This window comes from Chania multitudinisentens RB-25, assembly GCF_000520015.2.
GTDB lineage: Bacteria > Pseudomonadota > Gammaproteobacteria > Enterobacterales > Enterobacteriaceae > Chania > Chania multitudinisentens.
Window position 1 is genome coordinate 263,875 of sequence record NZ_CP007044.2, and the last position, 15,892, is coordinate 279,766.

General features: G+C 50.8%; 17 protein-coding genes. 7 read left to right on the top strand and 10 right to left on the bottom strand.

The features are described 5' to 3' along the window. Window positions 1-152: 152 nt before the first annotated feature. Window positions 153-791 carry a peptide-methionine (S)-S-oxide reductase MsrA gene (msrA, locus tag Z042_RS01060; RefSeq protein ID WP_154667027.1) on the top strand — a complete coding sequence of 213 codons (639 nt, stop codon included), beginning with the start codon at window positions 153-155 and terminating at the stop codon, window positions 789-791. A 176-nt stretch (window positions 792-967) separates the two neighbouring features. Continuing rightward, entirely contained in the window at window positions 968-2,299 is a 1,332-nt protein-coding gene (gene paeA, locus Z042_RS01065) for a polyamine export protein PaeA (RefSeq protein ID WP_024912428.1), read from the top strand. Window positions 2,300-2,484: 185 nt separating this feature from the next. Here the strand turns inward: paeA and Z042_RS01070 are convergent, their stop codons facing one another. Then, window positions 2,485-2,691 carry a DUF1107 domain-containing protein gene (locus tag Z042_RS01070; protein ID WP_024912427.1) on the bottom strand — a complete coding sequence of 69 codons (207 nt, stop codon included), beginning with the start codon at window positions 2,689-2,691 and terminating at the stop codon, window positions 2,485-2,487. A 328-nt stretch (window positions 2,692-3,019) separates the two neighbouring features. Between Z042_RS01070 and Z042_RS01075 the strand changes: the two genes are divergently transcribed. Beyond that, window positions 3,020-3,580, top strand: a complete 561-nt coding sequence (locus Z042_RS01075; RefSeq protein WP_024912426.1) for a YtfJ family protein — start codon at window positions 3,020-3,022, stop codon at window positions 3,578-3,580. Between the two features lie 37 nt (window positions 3,581-3,617). Here Z042_RS01075 and cysQ read toward each other — a convergent pair whose 3' ends face one another. Beyond that, complete coding sequence (gene cysQ / locus Z042_RS01080; protein WP_024912425.1) at window positions 3,618-4,358, bottom strand: 3'(2'),5'-bisphosphate nucleotidase CysQ; 741 nt, start codon at window positions 4,356-4,358, stop codon at window positions 3,618-3,620. A 256-nt stretch (window positions 4,359-4,614) separates the two neighbouring features. Here cysQ and Z042_RS01085 point away from each other — a divergent pair, with 256 nt between their 5' ends. Next, window positions 4,615-6,567, top strand: coding sequence for a bifunctional 2',3'-cyclic-nucleotide 2'-phosphodiesterase/3'-nucleotidase (locus Z042_RS01085; protein WP_024912424.1), 1,953 nt, complete (start codon window positions 4,615-4,617; stop codon window positions 6,565-6,567). 258 nt (window positions 6,568-6,825) lie between these two features. Further along, on the top strand, window positions 6,826-8,943 hold the full coding sequence (locus Z042_RS01090; protein ID WP_024912423.1) for a TonB-dependent receptor domain-containing protein: 2,118 nt from the start codon (window positions 6,826-6,828) through the stop codon (window positions 8,941-8,943). A 118-nt stretch (window positions 8,944-9,061) separates the two neighbouring features. Here Z042_RS01090 and fklB read toward each other — a convergent pair whose 3' ends face one another. Continuing rightward, the gene (gene fklB, locus Z042_RS01095) at window positions 9,062-9,682 is read right to left on the bottom strand and encodes an FKBP-type peptidyl-prolyl cis-trans isomerase (protein WP_024912422.1); all 621 of its coding nucleotides are present in this window, start codon (window positions 9,680-9,682) and stop codon (window positions 9,062-9,064) included. A 266-nt stretch (window positions 9,683-9,948) separates the two neighbouring features. On the opposite strand from fklB, the gene Z042_RS01100 reads away from it, so the two are divergent. Further along, window positions 9,949-10,590 (top strand): OapA family protein, encoded by a 642-nt coding sequence (locus Z042_RS01100; RefSeq protein ID WP_024912421.1) that lies wholly within the window; start codon window positions 9,949-9,951, stop codon window positions 10,588-10,590. On the opposite strand, the gene Z042_RS01105 is transcribed toward Z042_RS01100, so the two are convergent. The 5 genes from Z042_RS01105 to rpsF all read right to left on the bottom strand — a co-directional run bounded on the left by Z042_RS01105 (window position 10,587) and on the right by rpsF (window position 12,505). Continuing rightward, on the bottom strand, window positions 10,587-10,946 hold the full coding sequence (locus Z042_RS01105) for a DUF488 domain-containing protein (protein WP_024912420.1): 360 nt from the start codon (window positions 10,944-10,946) through the stop codon (window positions 10,587-10,589). The genes Z042_RS01100 and Z042_RS01105 overlap by 4 nt on opposite strands. A 110-nt stretch (window positions 10,947-11,056) precedes the next feature. Continuing rightward, complete coding sequence (gene rplI, locus Z042_RS01110; RefSeq protein WP_024912419.1) at window positions 11,057-11,509, bottom strand: 50S ribosomal protein L9; 453 nt, start codon at window positions 11,507-11,509, stop codon at window positions 11,057-11,059. A 39-nt stretch (window positions 11,510-11,548) separates the two neighbouring features. Then, window positions 11,549-11,776 carry a 30S ribosomal protein S18 gene (gene rpsR, locus Z042_RS01115; protein ID WP_000135199.1) on the bottom strand — a complete coding sequence of 76 codons (228 nt, stop codon included), beginning with the start codon at window positions 11,774-11,776 and terminating at the stop codon, window positions 11,549-11,551. A gap of 4 nt (window positions 11,777-11,780) precedes the next feature. Next, window positions 11,781-12,098, bottom strand: coding sequence for a primosomal replication protein N (gene priB, locus Z042_RS01120; protein WP_037406495.1), 318 nt, complete (start codon window positions 12,096-12,098; stop codon window positions 11,781-11,783). 8 nt (window positions 12,099-12,106) lie between these two features. After that, window positions 12,107-12,505 carry a 30S ribosomal protein S6 gene (rpsF, locus tag Z042_RS01125; RefSeq protein WP_024912417.1) on the bottom strand — a complete coding sequence of 133 codons (399 nt, stop codon included), beginning with the start codon at window positions 12,503-12,505 and terminating at the stop codon, window positions 12,107-12,109. A 447-nt stretch (window positions 12,506-12,952) separates the two neighbouring features. Between rpsF and Z042_RS01130 the strand changes: the two genes are divergently transcribed. Then, window positions 12,953-13,219 (top strand): YdgH/BhsA/McbA family protein, encoded by a 267-nt coding sequence (locus Z042_RS01130; protein ID WP_024912416.1) that lies wholly within the window; start codon window positions 12,953-12,955, stop codon window positions 13,217-13,219. 94 nt (window positions 13,220-13,313) lie between these two features. Here the strand turns inward: Z042_RS01130 and yjfP are convergent, their stop codons facing one another. Both yjfP and Z042_RS01140 read right to left on the bottom strand, forming a co-directional pair. Further along, window positions 13,314-14,066, bottom strand: a complete 753-nt coding sequence (gene yjfP / locus Z042_RS01135; protein ID WP_024912415.1) for an esterase — start codon at window positions 14,064-14,066, stop codon at window positions 13,314-13,316. A gap of 31 nt (window positions 14,067-14,097) precedes the next feature. Then, entirely contained in the window at window positions 14,098-15,726 is a 1,629-nt protein-coding gene (locus Z042_RS01140) for an isovaleryl-CoA dehydrogenase (RefSeq protein WP_024912414.1), read from the bottom strand. Window positions 15,727-15,892: the final 166 nt, after the last annotated feature.

A 15,892-nucleotide genomic window follows, 5' to 3' on the forward strand; every position in this document is an offset into this window, starting at 1 on the left:
GACCGAAAACGAGACGCACTTTTGGCTTTTTGCGCTCAAAATACTGCGTTAAGCTTATACATAAGACTTATTGTGGGCAAAGACGCTGCCAGTTACAACTGACACAGGCCCCTCTTAGGTCAATTCTTACAGCAACAACAGGAGTTAACGTGGTGCAATCTTTTGATAAATCTCACTCTGTCGATAAGGCAAGCGCGCTGCCTGGCCGCACCACGCCAATTCCCATTGCGGCAATCAACGTGGTAACCCACCATTCAATGACTCATGTGCCAAGCGGTATGGAAGTGGCCATTTTCGGCATGGGCTGCTTCTGGGGGGTGGAACGGTTGTACTGGCAACAACCGGGAGTTTACAGCACCGCAGCGGGTTACAGCGGGGGATACACGCCAAATCCAACCTACCGTGAAGTATGTAGCGGCCAAACCGGCCATGCCGAAGTGGTGCGTGTCGTATTCAATCCCAGCATCACCAGTTACACGCATCTGCTACAGGTATTCTGGGAAAACCACGATCCGGCCCAGGGAATGCGCCAGGGTGGGGATATCGGTACGCAATATCGTTCCGCTATCTACGGCTTATCGCCGGAGCAGTTGGCAGAAGCGGAACGCAGCCTGCAACGCTTCCAACAAGCGATGACGGCGGCGAATGACCGACGCACCATTACCACGGAAATTGCGCCAGCCCAACCGTTCTATTACGCTGAGGACGATCACCAGCAATATCTGCACAAAAATCCAGCGGGTTATTGCGGCCTGGGTGGGATCGGAGTTTGCCTGCCACCGCAGGGTTAATGGCTCATTAGTGGTAGATTTTTAACCACTGGCGGCCCTCACCGGGCAACTGCTATACTACGCAGGCTGCATTTGCGGCCTGATGGCTTCTTTTGTGGTTGTTATCATTACTTTTTTTACAAGGTACTTCCCCTCCGAAAAAGCGCCGCCATCCCGTCGGCACCAATGGATAGATTATGTTAAACAGTATTTTACTGATTCTTTTTCTGATTGCCGTGAGCGCATTCTTCTCACTTTCAGAAATATCGCTAGCGGCATCACGCAAAATCAAGCTGAAACTGATGGCCGATGAAGGCAACATCAATGCCGCCAGGGTACTTAAATTACAAGAAACACCAGGTATCTTCTTTACCGTGGTACAAATCGGCCTGAACGCTGTGGCCATTCTGGGCGGTATCGTCGGTGATGCGGCTTTCTCCCCAACTTTCAAAGTGTTATTTGATCGCTTTCTGTCATCTGAACTCTCGGAGCAAGTCAGTTTCATGTGTTCGTTTGTGCTGGTGACCAGCCTGTTCATCCTGATCGCAGATTTAACCCCGAAGCGCATCGGTATGATTGCACCAGAGGCAGTTGCCGTCCGGATCATCAACCCGATGCGTTTCTCGATCATGATCTTCCGCCCATTGGTCTGGTTCTTCAACGGCATGGCTAATTTAATCTTCCGCCTGTTTAAACTGCCCATGGCACGTAAAGATGACATCACTTCCGACGATATTTACGCCGTGGTGGAAGCCGGGGCGCTGGCCGGGGTGTTACGCAAGCAGGAACATGAGCTGATTGAAAACGTGTTTGAACTGGAATCACGCACGGTACCTTCGTCAATGACCTCCCGTGAAAGCGTGATCTACTTTGATTTACGTGAAAGCGAAGAGAGCATCAAAGAAAAGATTTCCACACACCCGCACTCCAAATTCCTGGTCTGTGATGGTCATATCGATCAGGTCGTCGGCTATGTTGATTCCAAAGATCTGCTGAACCGCGTCTTGGGTAATCAAAGCCTGGTGTTGAGCAGCGGCGTGCAGATCCGTTCGGCGTTGATCGTGCCAGATACCTTAACTCTGTCAGAAGCGCTGGAAAGTTTCAAAACTGCGGGTGAAGACTTTGCGGTGATCCTCAATGAATATGCGCTGGTCGTCGGGATCATCACCCTGAACGATGTGATGACTACGCTGATGGGCGATCTGGTCGGTCAAGGGCAGGAGGAGCAGATCGTCGCGCGTGACGAAAGCTCATGGTTAATTGAGGGCGGAACACCGATTGAAGATGTAATGCGCGTGCTGCACATTGATGAATTCCCGCAGGCCGGTAACTATGAAACCATCGGCGGGTTTATGATGTATATGCTGCGTAAAATCCCGAAACGTACTGATTTCGTTAAATATGCTGGATACAAGTTTGAAGTGGTGGATATCGATAGCTACAAAATAGACCAATTGCTGGTCACTCGGTTGAGCGATAAACCGCCCGCCGTGTTGCCCAAAGCCCCGGATGAAGCCCCCCAAGCATAAACACCTTACGCCAGAAGCAGCAGCGGCCCCAACAGGGCCGCATTTTCTAACTCTCTATCCCCTATGAATTTCAAGTTGCAGCTAGGCGACAAACTCGATTCTTAACCGATTTGAACAGCGCTTACGGTAGGGTGAGCAAGCGCAGTCAACAACGCTGCGGTTTGAAAGACGAAGGGGATAGCTTATCAACCCATATCGGCTTGCAGTAACAACACCTGCCGGTTGACCTCTGACATAACGTTGAAATGGCGTTTGTCACGCACCTTCGGCATCAGGATTTTACCTTTGTCGAACTCAAACGCCCCCACGTCCTTGATATACAGCCTTCCTCGGAACAGGATTTTTACATACTTCGCCACTTTCAGTGGGTTATAGCGATGGAAGATTCTCATTGTTTTACTCCTCTCCCTTTGGTTCCAAACGTTCAGAGGGCTACCAAAGTGGTAGCTTCAAAATTCAGAACGCAACATGATTACCATGTAGTAGACCTAGTAAAGACCATTTTGTTCAGCCTCGCTTGGATTTTTGCACTGTATTTACATTTTTTGACAGAATTGTATAAAGATATTTATTAATCTATCAGTATGATAATTCAAAAACCGCATAATGAATGCCAGAAAGGAAAACTGCGATCCGGCTAACAGGACAGACCTCTGATGACCACCTATGCTTTAAGCACCTGCGTATGATTGATAATCACTGCCTCTTTCAGGAGAATGCATGAAAAAAAGTAGCCTGCTGCTGATATCGCTGCTGCTGACCCCAATGTTGGCCGCCGCGCACAACCTCCAATTCCAGCAACGCGTCGCCCCTATCGGCGTCAGTGATAAAGGAGAATTAGATTACGTTAACGATAAGTTTAGCTATAAAAATTGGAATAGTGCGCAGCTCACTGGAAAAGTGCGAGTGATCCAGCACATTGCTGGCCGCACCTCTGCCAAAGAGATGAACGATCCACTCATTGAAGCCATTAAGGCTGCCAAACTACCGCACGATCGTTATCAAACAACGACCATCGTCAACACTGATGATGCCATTATCGGTACTGCCGTGTTTGTACGAAACAGTATCGAAGACAGTAAGAAAACGTTCCCATGGTCGCAGTTTATTGTCGATAGCAATGGCAACGTTAGAAAAGCCTGGGATCTCCAGCCAAAAAGTTCAGCCATTGTGGTGCTGGATAAACAAGGTAACATCCAGTTTGCTAAAGATGGCGTCCTGACACCGCAAGAAATCCAGCAGGTCATGGACATGCTGCACCAATTGCTGAATAGAGAGTAAAAAAGGGCCCCGTCATTACCACTGACGGGGCTCTGTTTTAAAACAATGAAACCCGAAAACCAGGATTAAGAAAAGATTCACGGGGCGTATACATGAGTGGTTTGCCCTGCCAATCGTGAATTTGTGCCCCGGCCGCTACCGCGACTGCATGCCCTGCGGCAGTATCCCAGATATTGGTTGGCCCAAAACGTGGATAAAGCTGGGCTTTACCTTCCGCCACTAGACAGAACTTCAGCGATGACCCTATCGCAACCGTATGATGTTCCCCCAACTGTTTCAGGTAATCTTTCAGTTCATCATCGCTATGAGAACGGCTGACCACCACCAAAGGCGGTATAGCATTATTGACGCTAATCGCACAGCGTTGACCCTGCTCTTCTTTCCAGGCTTTACCGCGTTCAGCCAGATACAACACATCCATTGCCGGGGCATAAACCACCCCCATCACGGCAACCCCCTCCTCGATCAAGGCGATATTGACCGTGAATTCACCGTTGCGGTGCAGGAACTCTTTGGTACCGTCGAGGGGATCAACCAGCCAATAACGCGTCCAATGACGGCGCACTGCCCAAACCGGCGGATCTTCTTCCGACAGCAGCGGTATGCCCGGTGTTAACGCGGCTAACCCCCGCTTGATAATATGGTGCGCCGCCAGATCGGCTGCCGTCACCGGTGAGTCATCTTTTTTTTGCGTGATATCAATCGGTTGCTCACCACGATATACCTTCATGATCGCCGCTCCCGCTTCGCGGGATAACTGACAAATTTGCTCTAACATCATGCACCTCTGAAATTCGGCTCTATAGAAAATCTCCTCCTCTCTTGTTAGCAGCCTAGTTTTTTTTCCTGGGAATATCCATCTCAACTGCACAATCCCCGTATTTCCTTAGAGCTTTGCCGTCACAACTTTGCATTTCACTGCATCACATTCCGCAATTTTCTGATAAAACTCACAGTTTGATGAGACTGCCAATGCTATTTACCTAGCCCTTTGCGATACCTCTCGAATATTAATGGAATGGAGATTGCCAATAATGATAAAGCGTCCGCTGAAGTTATCCGCTCTCGCCCTGTTGGCCTGCACCTCAGTGCAGGCCGCAACGGTTGACCTACGCGTGCTGGAAACCACAGACCTGCACAGCAATATGATGGACTTCGACTATTACAAGGATAAACCGACCGATAAATTCGGTCTGGTACGTACTGCCAGTCTGATCCAGCAGGCAAGACAACAGAGCACTAACAGCGTACTGGTGGATAATGGCGATCTGATTCAGGGCAGCCCCATGGGTGATTACGTGGCCGCCAAAGGGTTACAACCTGGGGATATTCACCCGGTTTATAAAGCAATGAACACGCTGGATTACGCAGTGGGTAACATTGGTAACCACGAGTTCAATTACGGGCTGGATTACCTGAAAAATGCCCTTGCCGGTGCCAAGTTCCCGTATATCAACGCCAACGTGATTGACGCCACAACGCAAAAGCCGTTGTTTACTCCTTATATTATCGTTGATACACCGGTAACCGATCGTGATGGCAAAGCACACACTCTACGTATCGGCTATATCGGTTTTGTACCACCACAAATCCTGATCTGGGACAAAACCCATCTGAAAGGCAAAGTCACCGTCAACGACATCACCGAAACCGCCAGGCGCTACGTGCCAGAAATGCGTAAACAGGGTGCCGATCTGGTGATAGCCATTCCGCATTCCGGTCTTTCCAGCGAGCCGTATAAAGCCATGGCAGAAAACTCCGTGTATTACCTCAGCCAGGTGCCCGGCATCGATGCCATCATGTTTGGCCATGCCCATGCCGTATTCCCAAGCAAAGACTTCAGCTCTATACCAGGCACAGACATTGAAAAAGGTTTGCTGAATGGCGTGCCAGCGGTGATGCCAGGCCAATGGGGCGATCATCTTGGCGTTGTGGACTTTCAACTGAGCAATGAGGCTGGCAGTTGGAAAGTCATCTCCGCTAAAGCCGAAGCGCGGCCGATTTATGACAAAGAGAACAAAAAATCACTGGCCGCAGAAGAGAGCAATCTGGTGAAAGTACTGGCAGATACTCACAGGGAAACGCGTGAATTTGTCAGCCAGACTATCGGGCAGGCTGACGGCAATATGTACAGCTATCTGGCGCTAGTGCAAGACGACCCTACGGTACAGATCGTCAATAATGCGCAGAAAGCCTACGTAGAACGTTATATTCAAGGTGACCCGGATCTCGCCTCTCTTCCTGTACTCTCCGCTGCCGCGCCCTTTAAAGCTGGTGGCCGCAAGAACGATCCCGCCAGCTTCGTCGAAGTGGAAAAAGGCCAGCTTACTTTCCGCAATGCCGCCGATCTCTATCTCTACTCGAATACGCTAGCCGTGGTGAAGGCCAGCGGCAAAGAGGTTAAAGAGTGGTTGGAATGTTCCGCTGGGTTATTCAATCAGATCGACCTAAACAACCGCCAACCCCAGGCCTTGATCAACTGGGAGGGTTTCCGCACCTATAATTTCGACGTCATCGACGGTGTGAATTATCAGATTGATATCAGCCAACCCGCCCGTTATGACGGTGAATGTACGCTGATTAATGACAAAGCTGAACGTATCAAGCAACTGACCTTTAACGGTAAGCCCATTGATCCACAGGCGACATTCCTGGTTGCAACCAATAACTACCGCGCCTACGGCGGCAAATTTGCCGGCACTGGAGATAAGCATATTGCTTTCGCTTCGCCAGACGAAAACCGCTCAATCTTAGCGGCTTACATCAGCGCGGAAACCCAGCAACAAGGTGCTGTCCACCCGCAGGCAGACAATAACTGGCGCTTGGCAACATTCCACAGTGCGCAGCCGCTGGATATCCGCCTGGAAACTTCCCCCAGCGATAAAGCCAATACCTTTATTAAAGATCATGCGCAATATCCCATGAAGGCAGTTGGTACAGACAGCAATGGGTTTGCTCTGTACCAGATCGATCTGCAAGCCAAATAATATCATCGGGGCGTGCCAAGCGTGCGCCCTGTCTTCGTAATACCTTCTCCAACACCCTGCATTTCCAGTAATTTCTCTGAAAAGAACCTCACCGTGTCATGCCGCTACTCACCCCATAAAAACGGTTATCACAAATACATAATCAAGAATGAGTATCTTAATGATAATTATTTACATTAAAAAATGGTTCGTTACAATGCGAGCACCAACAAACATTACCCTCTGAAAATCTGCTCATCGACAACCATGGAATCGAATATGTTTAAAAATAAAAAAAAGGCTTTTTATTCTTTAGGCGTGTTTGTAGCAGCCTCTGCTACTCACCCTGCGCTCTCGGCCGAAACAGAAGAGATCGTCGTCACCGCATCAGGATATGAACAGAAAATCACTGAGGCCGCAGCCAGTATCACCGTTATCAGCCAACAGGCATTAAGCCAGCGCAAGTTCAATGACTTAGCCGAAGCCTTGTCGGATGTGGAAGGGGTTGATGTGCGCAGTAGCACCGGCAAAACCGGTGGGCTTGATATCAGTATCCGTGGCATGCCCAGCAGTTATACGCTGATTCTGGTCGATGGCATCCGCCAAAATGGCACTACCGATGTCACGCCCAACGGTTTCAGCACCATGAACACCAGTTTTATGCCCCCGCTTTCTTCGATTGAACGCATCGAAATCATACGCGGCCCGATGTCCACACTGTACGGCTCAGATGCCATGGGTGGGGTCGTCAATATTATTACCAAAAAAACGGCCAAAGAGTGGGCAAGTGCGGCCAGCCTTGAACACACGTTTCAAGAAGATACCGACTATGGCGACAGCAGCAAATTTACCTTCTATTCCAGCGGAGCACTGGTTGAAGATCAGCTTGGGTTAGCATTGCGTGGCAGTATCTTCCGACGCGAAGCTTCACACGTCATGTCATCCAGCACGGGAACCGAATTGAGCAGCCGTGGCCCCAACCCGGTAAAAGCCGACAACTATAGCCTGGGTAGCAAATTTACCTGGCAGCTTAATGAAAAGAACGCGCTCTGGCTGGACGGTGAGTTGGCCAATCAGAAATACGACAATAGTGAAGGCCAATTAGGCACCCTAGGCTCCGGTTCACGCGGTGGTTATGCTGATACCATCCGCTATGAGCGCCGCAAAGCCACGTTGGGGAGTGATAATCAACTGGATTTCGGCAAATGGAGTTCCAGCCTGAGCTATAACCAGACTGAAACCAAAGGCCGCTTGATTAACTCATCCGTGGTTGAACCAGGCTCAAATCTGGTTGGTGATAAACGCCTTTTGGAAAATACCAATTTCATTCTGGACAGCAAACTGGTTTCCCCGCTTGGAGACAGCCATCTATTAACCAGCGGCATTCAATATATCAATGCCACAATGAAAGATGGTGTTGTTCTGGCAACCACCGGAGAGAAATTTGAACAAGATTCCTGGGCATTATTCGGTGAGGACGAATGGCGGCTGGTTGATTCCTTAGCGTTGACCTACGGCGCACGTTATGAATATCACGATGCCTTTGGCAGCCATGTCAGCCCCAGAGCTTATCTGGTGTGGAACGCCCTGGAGGATTGGACTTTTAAAGGCGGCGTGAGCACCGGGTATAAAACCCCCAGCCTGGCTCAGTTGCACGATGGCGTCAGCGGCGTTAGCGGGCAGGGCACCATCGTTATTCTCGGTAATCCCAAACTTAAACCGGAAGAAAGTACCAACTATGAGTTGGGAGCCTATTACGATAACTATACTGGCTTCAAGGCGAACGCCACGTTATTCCATAACATTTACGAAAACAAAATCAGCTCTTACGAAATCAATGACCTGACATCCACTTATAAGAATATTGGCAGAGCCATTACTCAAGGGGCGGAGTTAGCCACAACGATCCCGCTGTGGGCAGATAACTGGTCACTGGATATGAATTATACCTACACCGACAGTGAGCAAAAAGATGGTGAAAATCGGGGCGCGAAGTTAACCAATACGCCGGAACATATGGCCAATGCCAAACTGAACTGGGCGATCAACGACAAGTTCTCTTCCTGGATCAAGGCTGAGTACCGTGGGGAAATGGCAAGATTTACCGACAATTACGATAATCTGTCCAACTTGAACAAAGTCGTTTATGACCACTTAGGGCCAAACTTCAAGTCTTATACCGTGTTTAACCTGGGTGGTTCTTACAAGGTGTCAAAAGACATCACATTGAATGGTTCGGTTAACAACCTGTTGGACAAAGACTTTACCGCTACGCACGTCTTTGAGGTCAACGGCAGTACCACTACCGCCGGGGATTACTTCACCAGCAGCCAATCCACCGCCGGAAACGTGATCGCAGGGCGCAACTACTGGCTTTCTATGAACGTCACGTTCTGATCTATACCCAAAATAATTCGAATTGCTTGTAGGCGACAGAGCGCAGCCAACACCCAAGCAGCTTGAAGTATAAAGGGTAGAAAAACACGCGGCCGTTCATCACGGCCGCTGTCATGAATTACAGAATCTCTAATAACTCAACGTCAAACACCAACGCACTGAATGGTGGGATAGATGCGCCAGCCCCACGCTCACCGTAGGCCAAATCCTGCGGGATATACAACTGCCATTTGGAGCCGACCGGCATCAGAGTCAGCGCTTCAATCCAACCCGGGATCACACCGCTGACCGGGAATTCAGCTGGCTGCCCACGCTCAACTGAGCTGTCGAATACGTTACCGTTAATCAAGCGGCCAGTGTAATGCACCCGCACGCGATCCTGACGGGATGGAATTGGGCCATTACCCTGTTCCAACACGGAAAACTGTAAACCGGATTCGGTCAGCGTCACATCATCACGCTTGGCATTTTCTGCCAAAAACTGTTGGCCTTCACCCGCCATCGCCTGCTGACGTTCACGACGCACAGCGTCCGCACGTTCGTGGATTTCGCGCAGCGCACGATGCACGACATCGACAGGAACCGCCGGGGCATTCCCTTCCAGCGCATCGCGCAGACCAGCCAGCAACGCTTCCGGTTGTAAACCTTCCAGCCCGGACTCCTGCAACTGTTGGCCGACCTGTAAACCAATCCCGTAACTTGCTTGCGCTTCAACGCTGTCAAAAGAAGGGGTTGTCATAGGGTTTTCCTTTAGTCTGTAAAAAGTCGAAAGCGCAGCATAACAGCGCAGGAAAGCCGGGTAAAATCCTGTGTAGAGATTGATGACTTTTGTCGCGGAAAAAGAAACAATAATCTTCTGTTAACACTGATACTGCTTTCTCATCAGTCGCTTTCCACTTCAAACGATTAGCGAGCTATTATATCAAGAGCTTTGAAGGGTATACTGACGTTAAGAGTAGCGCATTTTGTACAGTGGCAATTTTACGCCGTTGAAGAGAGGTCACCATGGGCAGAATCGCGCCCAGGAGAAAGAAAACCAGCCGAATCTACCAGCCACTGCTGCGCACTTGGCTGAATCTGAGCCCGCGCCTGAAACCCGATACAACCTCGGGAATACCTGAAGAGCCAGATTCGCAGCCATCGCCAAACAGCCGGGTTAAAGCTTGGTTGCTGAAGGCATGGCATCTGCCAGACAGCTTCCACTGGATGGAGCCACTGCCCTATTTTCATCGCCGCTGGGTGAGCATTTTCGGTTTCATACTGCTGCTGTCACTGTTATGGCCGTATTCCGACGATAACACACCGCGCCAGCTCCCGATCGCCAGCCAGGAGAACAACATCCCACTGCAAGCAGAGCTGATGGGTAATAACCCGGTGGTGAATAACGATTGGCAACGCTACCTGATTCAGCCTGGCCAAACATTAGCTCAGCTGTTCCGTGACAATAACCTGCCCGTGAATGACGTCTTCGCCATGGCCCAGGTTGAAGGCAACGACAAACCCCTCAGCACGCTCAAAGCTGGGCAGGAAGTGCGTATCGAACGCGATACCAACGGCATCATTACCGCGCTATCCACAACAGGAGCCGATAACAACGAAGCCCTGTTCCGCCGCCAGGCCGATGGTAGCTACCGCCGTATCCGCTAACCGTTAATCTGATCCAACAGGAAATCGCGCAGGACAACCCCTTGATTGTGCTGCGTATCCTTGCTGCCATACAGCAACGTTAATGACTTGCCTTGTTGTAATAACACCCGCAACGGCTGCCAGGCATCGCTTTCCGCCAATTGCTGGCGGTAGCGCTGGGCAAAGACATCCCACTGATCGGTATGCTGATGAAACCACTGGCGCAACGCATTATCCGGCGCGACCTGCTTCAACCACTCCACACCTTGCAATCTTTCCTTGCTGATGCCACGCGGCCACAAGCGATCGATCAAGTAGCAATACTCCGGTGCCGGAGCGCTAAAATCGTAGACTCGCCGTAAGTGAATTTCTGCCATTTTCGCCTCTCCTTGCCAACAGATAGCCACAGAGTAGCGCATTTTATCGAGTGCAGAAAAGCAAAACGCCAGCACGAGGCTGGCGTTTTAACTTGGCAGGCGGAAACCGATTAGGCTTCTGCAACTACCACTACATTCAGCTGTGCGAACACATCGCTGTGTACCTGGAAGTGCACTTCGTGCTCACCCGTGGTACGCAGAACGCCATTCGGCAGGCGAACTTCGCTCTTGGCAACTTCAACACCTGCCGCAGTCACTGCGTCAGCGATGTCACGAGTACCGATAGAGCCGAACAGTTTACCTTCATCGCCCGATTTAGACGTGATGGTCACTGTTGCCAGTTCATTGATCTTGGTTGCGCGAGCTTCCGCAGCGGCCAGAACGTCAGCCAGTTTGGCTTCCAGTTCAGCACGGCGTGCTTCGAAGAACTCTACGTTTTTCTTGGTAGCAGGAACAGCTTTGCCCTGTGGTACCAGGAAATTACGGGCATAACCCGCTTTAACGCTAACTTGATCACCCAGGCTGCCCAGGTTTGCTACTTTATCAAGCAGAATAACTTGCATTACCTTATCCTCTCAAAGTCGTTAATGGACAGTGGCCGATTACTGATGACGATCAGTGTACGGCAACAAAGACAGGTAGCGAGCGCGCTTGATAGCACGAGCCAGCTGGCGCTGATATTTTGCACGAGTACCGGTAATACGGCTCGGGACAATTTTACCACTTTCAGTGATGTAGTTTTTCAGCGTAGCGATGTCTTTATAGTCAATCTCTTGAACGCCTTCCGCGGTGAAACGGCAGAACTTGCGACGACGGAAATAACGTGCCATTTGGCTAGTCTCCAGAATCTATCAATTCAATCTGCTCGGCATGCAGGACCAGTTTATTCAGCCCGTTGCGCCCTTGATGGCAGCTAACGAAGCCTTGAACGTTGACCTGACTGCCGACCGTTAATCTTTGAGTTAAAGCTTGTGACTGTTGTCCACTGACAATCACGGGCATTCTGCACCATGCTTGTCTGCTGAATCCGGCCTCTACCTGCGCTGAACGATGCTCAAGCACAAATTGGCAGTGGGGTATCCCAGAAGGACTCACTTTTCGTACCGGTGTCTTGCACACTGTGCCAGACAACACCAGACGATTAGCCGTCACAGCGGCAATTACTCTTCAGAATCCCCAGCATCATCATCATCGGCGATTTCGTTAGCGAAATCTTCGCGGCGATCGCCACGACGTTCGTCTTTCGCTTTAACCATCGGAGATGCTTCGGTAACCGCGTGCTTAACGCGCATAACCATGCTACGGATAACGGCGTCGTTGAAGCGGAAGTTAGTTTCCAGCTCATCGATCGCTTCCTGCGGAGCTTCAACGTTCAGCAGAACGTAGTGAGCTTTGTGCAGTTTGTTGATCGGGTAAGCCAGTTGACGGCGGCCCCAGTCTTCCAGACGGTGAATCTGACCTTGCGCGTTAGTGATGGTAGCACTGTAACGCTCGATCATGCCCGGAACCTGTTCGCTTTGGTCAGGATGGACCATAAAAACGATTTCGTAATGACGCATCGAATTGCTCCTTACGGATTATTCAGCCTCCTGTCAGGGTCAACCGCGGCCCATGGAAGCAAGGAACGTGTATGTGTGTGCGGCTGAAAAATGACGCGTAATCATACTGGCGTGGGGAGCGAAACTCAAGGACAGAGTAGGATTTATTGCTGTTTGCGCACGGCACCAGGGCAAATAGCACGATTTGCCTGTGACGAAAGTGATGTACGTCGATCCATGAGTTTAGAAAATCTTTCAATCAAATCATTATACAAGCGCAATTCATTATCATTTTTTTTGAATAGCGTCATCAAAAAGCTTGGCCTTTTAATCCTGAGCCGCAGTCTAAAATTACCTTTAACCGCCGCAAACAGCGCAGCGAAAAAGAGTAGAAGTTATTCAATATTGATAAACAACGGGTTACTTCAGCAGCTCTGTCGTTGAGGTAAACGGTTAAGAGAGGCAATTATGAAACCCATCACCATCGCAACCGCTATCGCTTTACTGCTTTCTGCTCATGCTATGGCGGCGACTGAAATTACGTCACATCAGGCCGAACAGCGCCAAAGTATTGGGTTTGTCACTCTGGATCAAGACGTGGTTTCACCTGATGATGCCACCTCACAGATAAGCCGGATTGCCGACCAGCGTGGGGCCAGCGCTTACCATATTATTGCTCTGCATGAACCGGGCAGCACCGATTCGTTCCACGTCAGTGCCGAGCTGTACCGTTAAGCAAATAAATAACCATACCAGGGAACACAGCCGCACCGACAAGCGGTGATTCAGAACACCCTCTTTCAGTTGCCCCCGTATTCAGGGGGCTTTTTTACAACGTGCGTTGGAAAAAGGCTACCGTAGCCGCCAGCGCACCGGGCGTAATGCGGTGCCGAACCCCTGGCTCAGTCAAATAAGTCAACTGCTGGTTCAACCCACGCAAATGCAACTCACCAGCCAGACGTTCACTTTCTGCTGCTGGCACCACATCATCGGCTTCGCCGTGCCAAAGCAACAATGGCCGCCCGGCAATGCTATCCCACCGCTGTTCCACTCCGTAATCGGCCAAAGGGGCGATACGTGCTGCGAAAGCGGTTTTATCCAACAGCTGACCTTGCCCATTCAAAGGGGGATACAACGTCTGAGCCAATGAGGTGAAATAGCCGGAACCCATCAGGCTGGCCGCAGCTTTAACCCAAGGATAACGAATCAACGCCCCCAACGTGGTCATCCCTCCCATTGAAGCACCACCCACACCAACACGCTGCCCAGCAACAAGTCCACGCTGCACAAAATGTGCTTTGAGCGCTGGTAGTTCATCAACATTACTTTGCAGGATCTCCCAAAAATGCGCCAACCGCCGTGTTTCATTGCCATCAAAGCGCTCACCGTGCATCTCACAGTCCGGCAGCACTACACGAAAACCGGCTTTTGCCAGCGCATAAGCAAAATAGGCATACACTTCTTTCGACGAGGTATAACCATGATAGAAAAAAATTGTCGGTAACGGTTTCTCATATTGTCCAGCAGGCACCGCATGGATCACTGCAATATTCCCTGCATACTCATCATGCATCTCTACCATTCGTTCCGCCCCCATGAACAGCGATCCCCTTTCACACGCCCATCGCCCGATTGAACAACACTTCGCACACCGTATCTGACAACAGGTTTTCTCCTCGGTGGTCCAGTGTTAAATGGCACCAGGCTTCTCCAATTGCTGGGCTACCATGCTGCAATAACTGTGCGGCACAGCACAAGTCAAACAGTTGTTGGGTCAGCATACGCCCCATGGCTTCCTGTGGCTGGCGCATACGCTGCTGCCATTGCCGCCAGGCGTGATCGAACAGGCGATTCTGCCCACGTACCGCAGACAACTCCTGCAGCAACACCTCCATGGCCCCCGGTAACTTATGCAGGCTACGCAAAACATCCAGGCACATGATATTGCCGGAACCTTCCCAGATGCTATTCACCGGCATTTCACGGTAAAGCCGTGGCAACTCATTTTCCTCGCAATAGCCGATCCCGCCCAACACTTCCATCGCTTCAGCGATAAAGGGCACACCTTGGCGACAGATGCTGTATTTCGCGGCTGGCGTCAACAAGCGGCTGTAAACCATTTCACCCTCAATGCTCCGGCTTTCCCAAGCACGAGCCAGCCGGAACAGCAACGCCGTGTGCCCTTCAAGCCGTAATGCCATACGCGCCAACACTTGGCGCATCAACGGTTGTTCAATCAATGTTTTACCAAACGCCTGCCGTTGCAAGGTATGATACAACGCAACCGACAGCCCCCGCCGCATCAGGCCATGGCTACCGAGCGCACAGTCAAAGCGCGTCATTCCCCCCATCTTCAGGATGTGCCGCACGCCATCACCTTCATCCCCCAACAGCCAGGCGGTAGCATCCAGAAACTCCACTTCACTGCTGGCATTGGAACGGTTGCCCAATTTGTCTTTCAAACGCTCCAACCGCACCGCATTGCGGGTGCCATCCGGCAAAATACGTGGCAGGAAGAAACAGGACAGCCCCCCTTCCGTTTGCGCCAATACCAGATGCGCGTCGCTTTGCGGTACCGAAAAAAACCATTTGTGGCCGACCAACCGATACACTTCACCATTACCACGCCCTGCAAGCGGCACTGCGGTAGTGGTGTTGCTCAAAACATCCGAGCCCCCCTGTTTTTCGGTCATCCCCATGCCAATCAGCAACCCGCGTTTTTGTGCCCCTGGCAGCAAATGGGCATCATAACGATCGGAAAGTAGCGGAACCAACCAAGGCTGAAAAGCTGACGGTAACGAACGCTGCAACAGGGGAATAGCCCCAAAAGTCATGGTGATCGGGCACAGTGTTCCGGCTTCAACCTGCGCATGCAGCACAAAACGCGCTGCACGAGCCACAAAGGAGCCGATACGGGCATCTTCTTGCCACGGCAGATTATGTACCCGATTAGCCACCAGCCCTTGCATCAGGATGTGCCAGGCGGGATGAAAACGTACATCGTCCAGGCGCTGCCCGGTAGTATCATAACGCAGCAGTTCTGGCGGGTTGGCATTGGCCAATCGCCCTAATTCCAGCGACTCTTGCGTACCTAACTGTTGGCCGAGAGAAGCCAGAACCTCAAGATCCCAACTAGCCTGCTCACGTTGTACCGCTTCACACAGTGGAATATCGGAAAGAAAAAGATTGCTGTTGCCCAAGGGCTTAGGCTGGTTGAAAACCGTATGCGTATTCCAGACCATTTTTCTGCTCCCTGATTAACACATCAAGGTCATTATGGTCGTTGAGAGGATTTCTGCCGAAGACGGGATCACAAGATTGGATGCAAGGGCGGAAACTTCCCGCCCTTGCAAACTTGCAGCGGCCCCGAAGGGGTGAGGCTCTGCATGGGCCGGGTAGCACAGCCAA

What these genes read in the sequence shown, in the direction of transcription:
- paeA (WP_024912428.1), top strand. Translation starts at nt 968, where the DNA reads ATGTTAAACAGTATTTTACTGATTCTTTTTCTGATTGCCGTGAGCGCA.
- Z042_RS01070 (WP_024912427.1), bottom strand. Translation starts at nt 2,691, where the DNA reads ATGAGAATCTTCCATCGCTATAACCCACTGAAAGTGGCGAAGTATGTA.
- Z042_RS01075 (WP_024912426.1), top strand. Translation starts at nt 3,020, where the DNA reads ATGAAAAAAAGTAGCCTGCTGCTGATATCGCTGCTGCTGACCCCAATG.
- cysQ (WP_024912425.1), bottom strand. Translation starts at nt 4,358, where the DNA reads ATGTTAGAGCAAATTTGTCAGTTATCCCGCGAAGCGGGAGCGGCGATC.
- Z042_RS01085 (WP_024912424.1), top strand. Translation starts at nt 4,615, where the DNA reads ATGATAAAGCGTCCGCTGAAGTTATCCGCTCTCGCCCTGTTGGCCTGC.
- Z042_RS01090 (WP_024912423.1), top strand. Translation starts at nt 6,826, where the DNA reads ATGTTTAAAAATAAAAAAAAGGCTTTTTATTCTTTAGGCGTGTTTGTA.
- fklB (WP_024912422.1), bottom strand. Translation starts at nt 9,682, where the DNA reads ATGACAACCCCTTCTTTTGACAGCGTTGAAGCGCAAGCAAGTTACGGG.
- Z042_RS01100 (WP_024912421.1), top strand. Translation starts at nt 9,949, where the DNA reads ATGGGCAGAATCGCGCCCAGGAGAAAGAAAACCAGCCGAATCTACCAG.
- Z042_RS01105 (WP_024912420.1), bottom strand. Translation starts at nt 10,946, where the DNA reads ATGGCAGAAATTCACTTACGGCGAGTCTACGATTTTAGCGCTCCGGCA.
- rplI (WP_024912419.1), bottom strand. Translation starts at nt 11,509, where the DNA reads ATGCAAGTTATTCTGCTTGATAAAGTAGCAAACCTGGGCAGCCTGGGT.
- rpsR (WP_000135199.1), bottom strand. Translation starts at nt 11,776, where the DNA reads ATGGCACGTTATTTCCGTCGTCGCAAGTTCTGCCGTTTCACCGCGGAA.
- rpsF (WP_024912417.1), bottom strand. Translation starts at nt 12,505, where the DNA reads ATGCGTCATTACGAAATCGTTTTTATGGTCCATCCTGACCAAAGCGAA.
- Z042_RS01130 (WP_024912416.1), top strand. Translation starts at nt 12,953, where the DNA reads ATGAAACCCATCACCATCGCAACCGCTATCGCTTTACTGCTTTCTGCT.
- yjfP (WP_024912415.1), bottom strand. Translation starts at nt 14,066, where the DNA reads ATGGTAGAGATGCATGATGAGTATGCAGGGAATATTGCAGTGATCCAT.
- Z042_RS01140 (WP_024912414.1), bottom strand. Translation starts at nt 15,726, where the DNA reads ATGGTCTGGAATACGCATACGGTTTTCAACCAGCCTAAGCCCTTGGGC.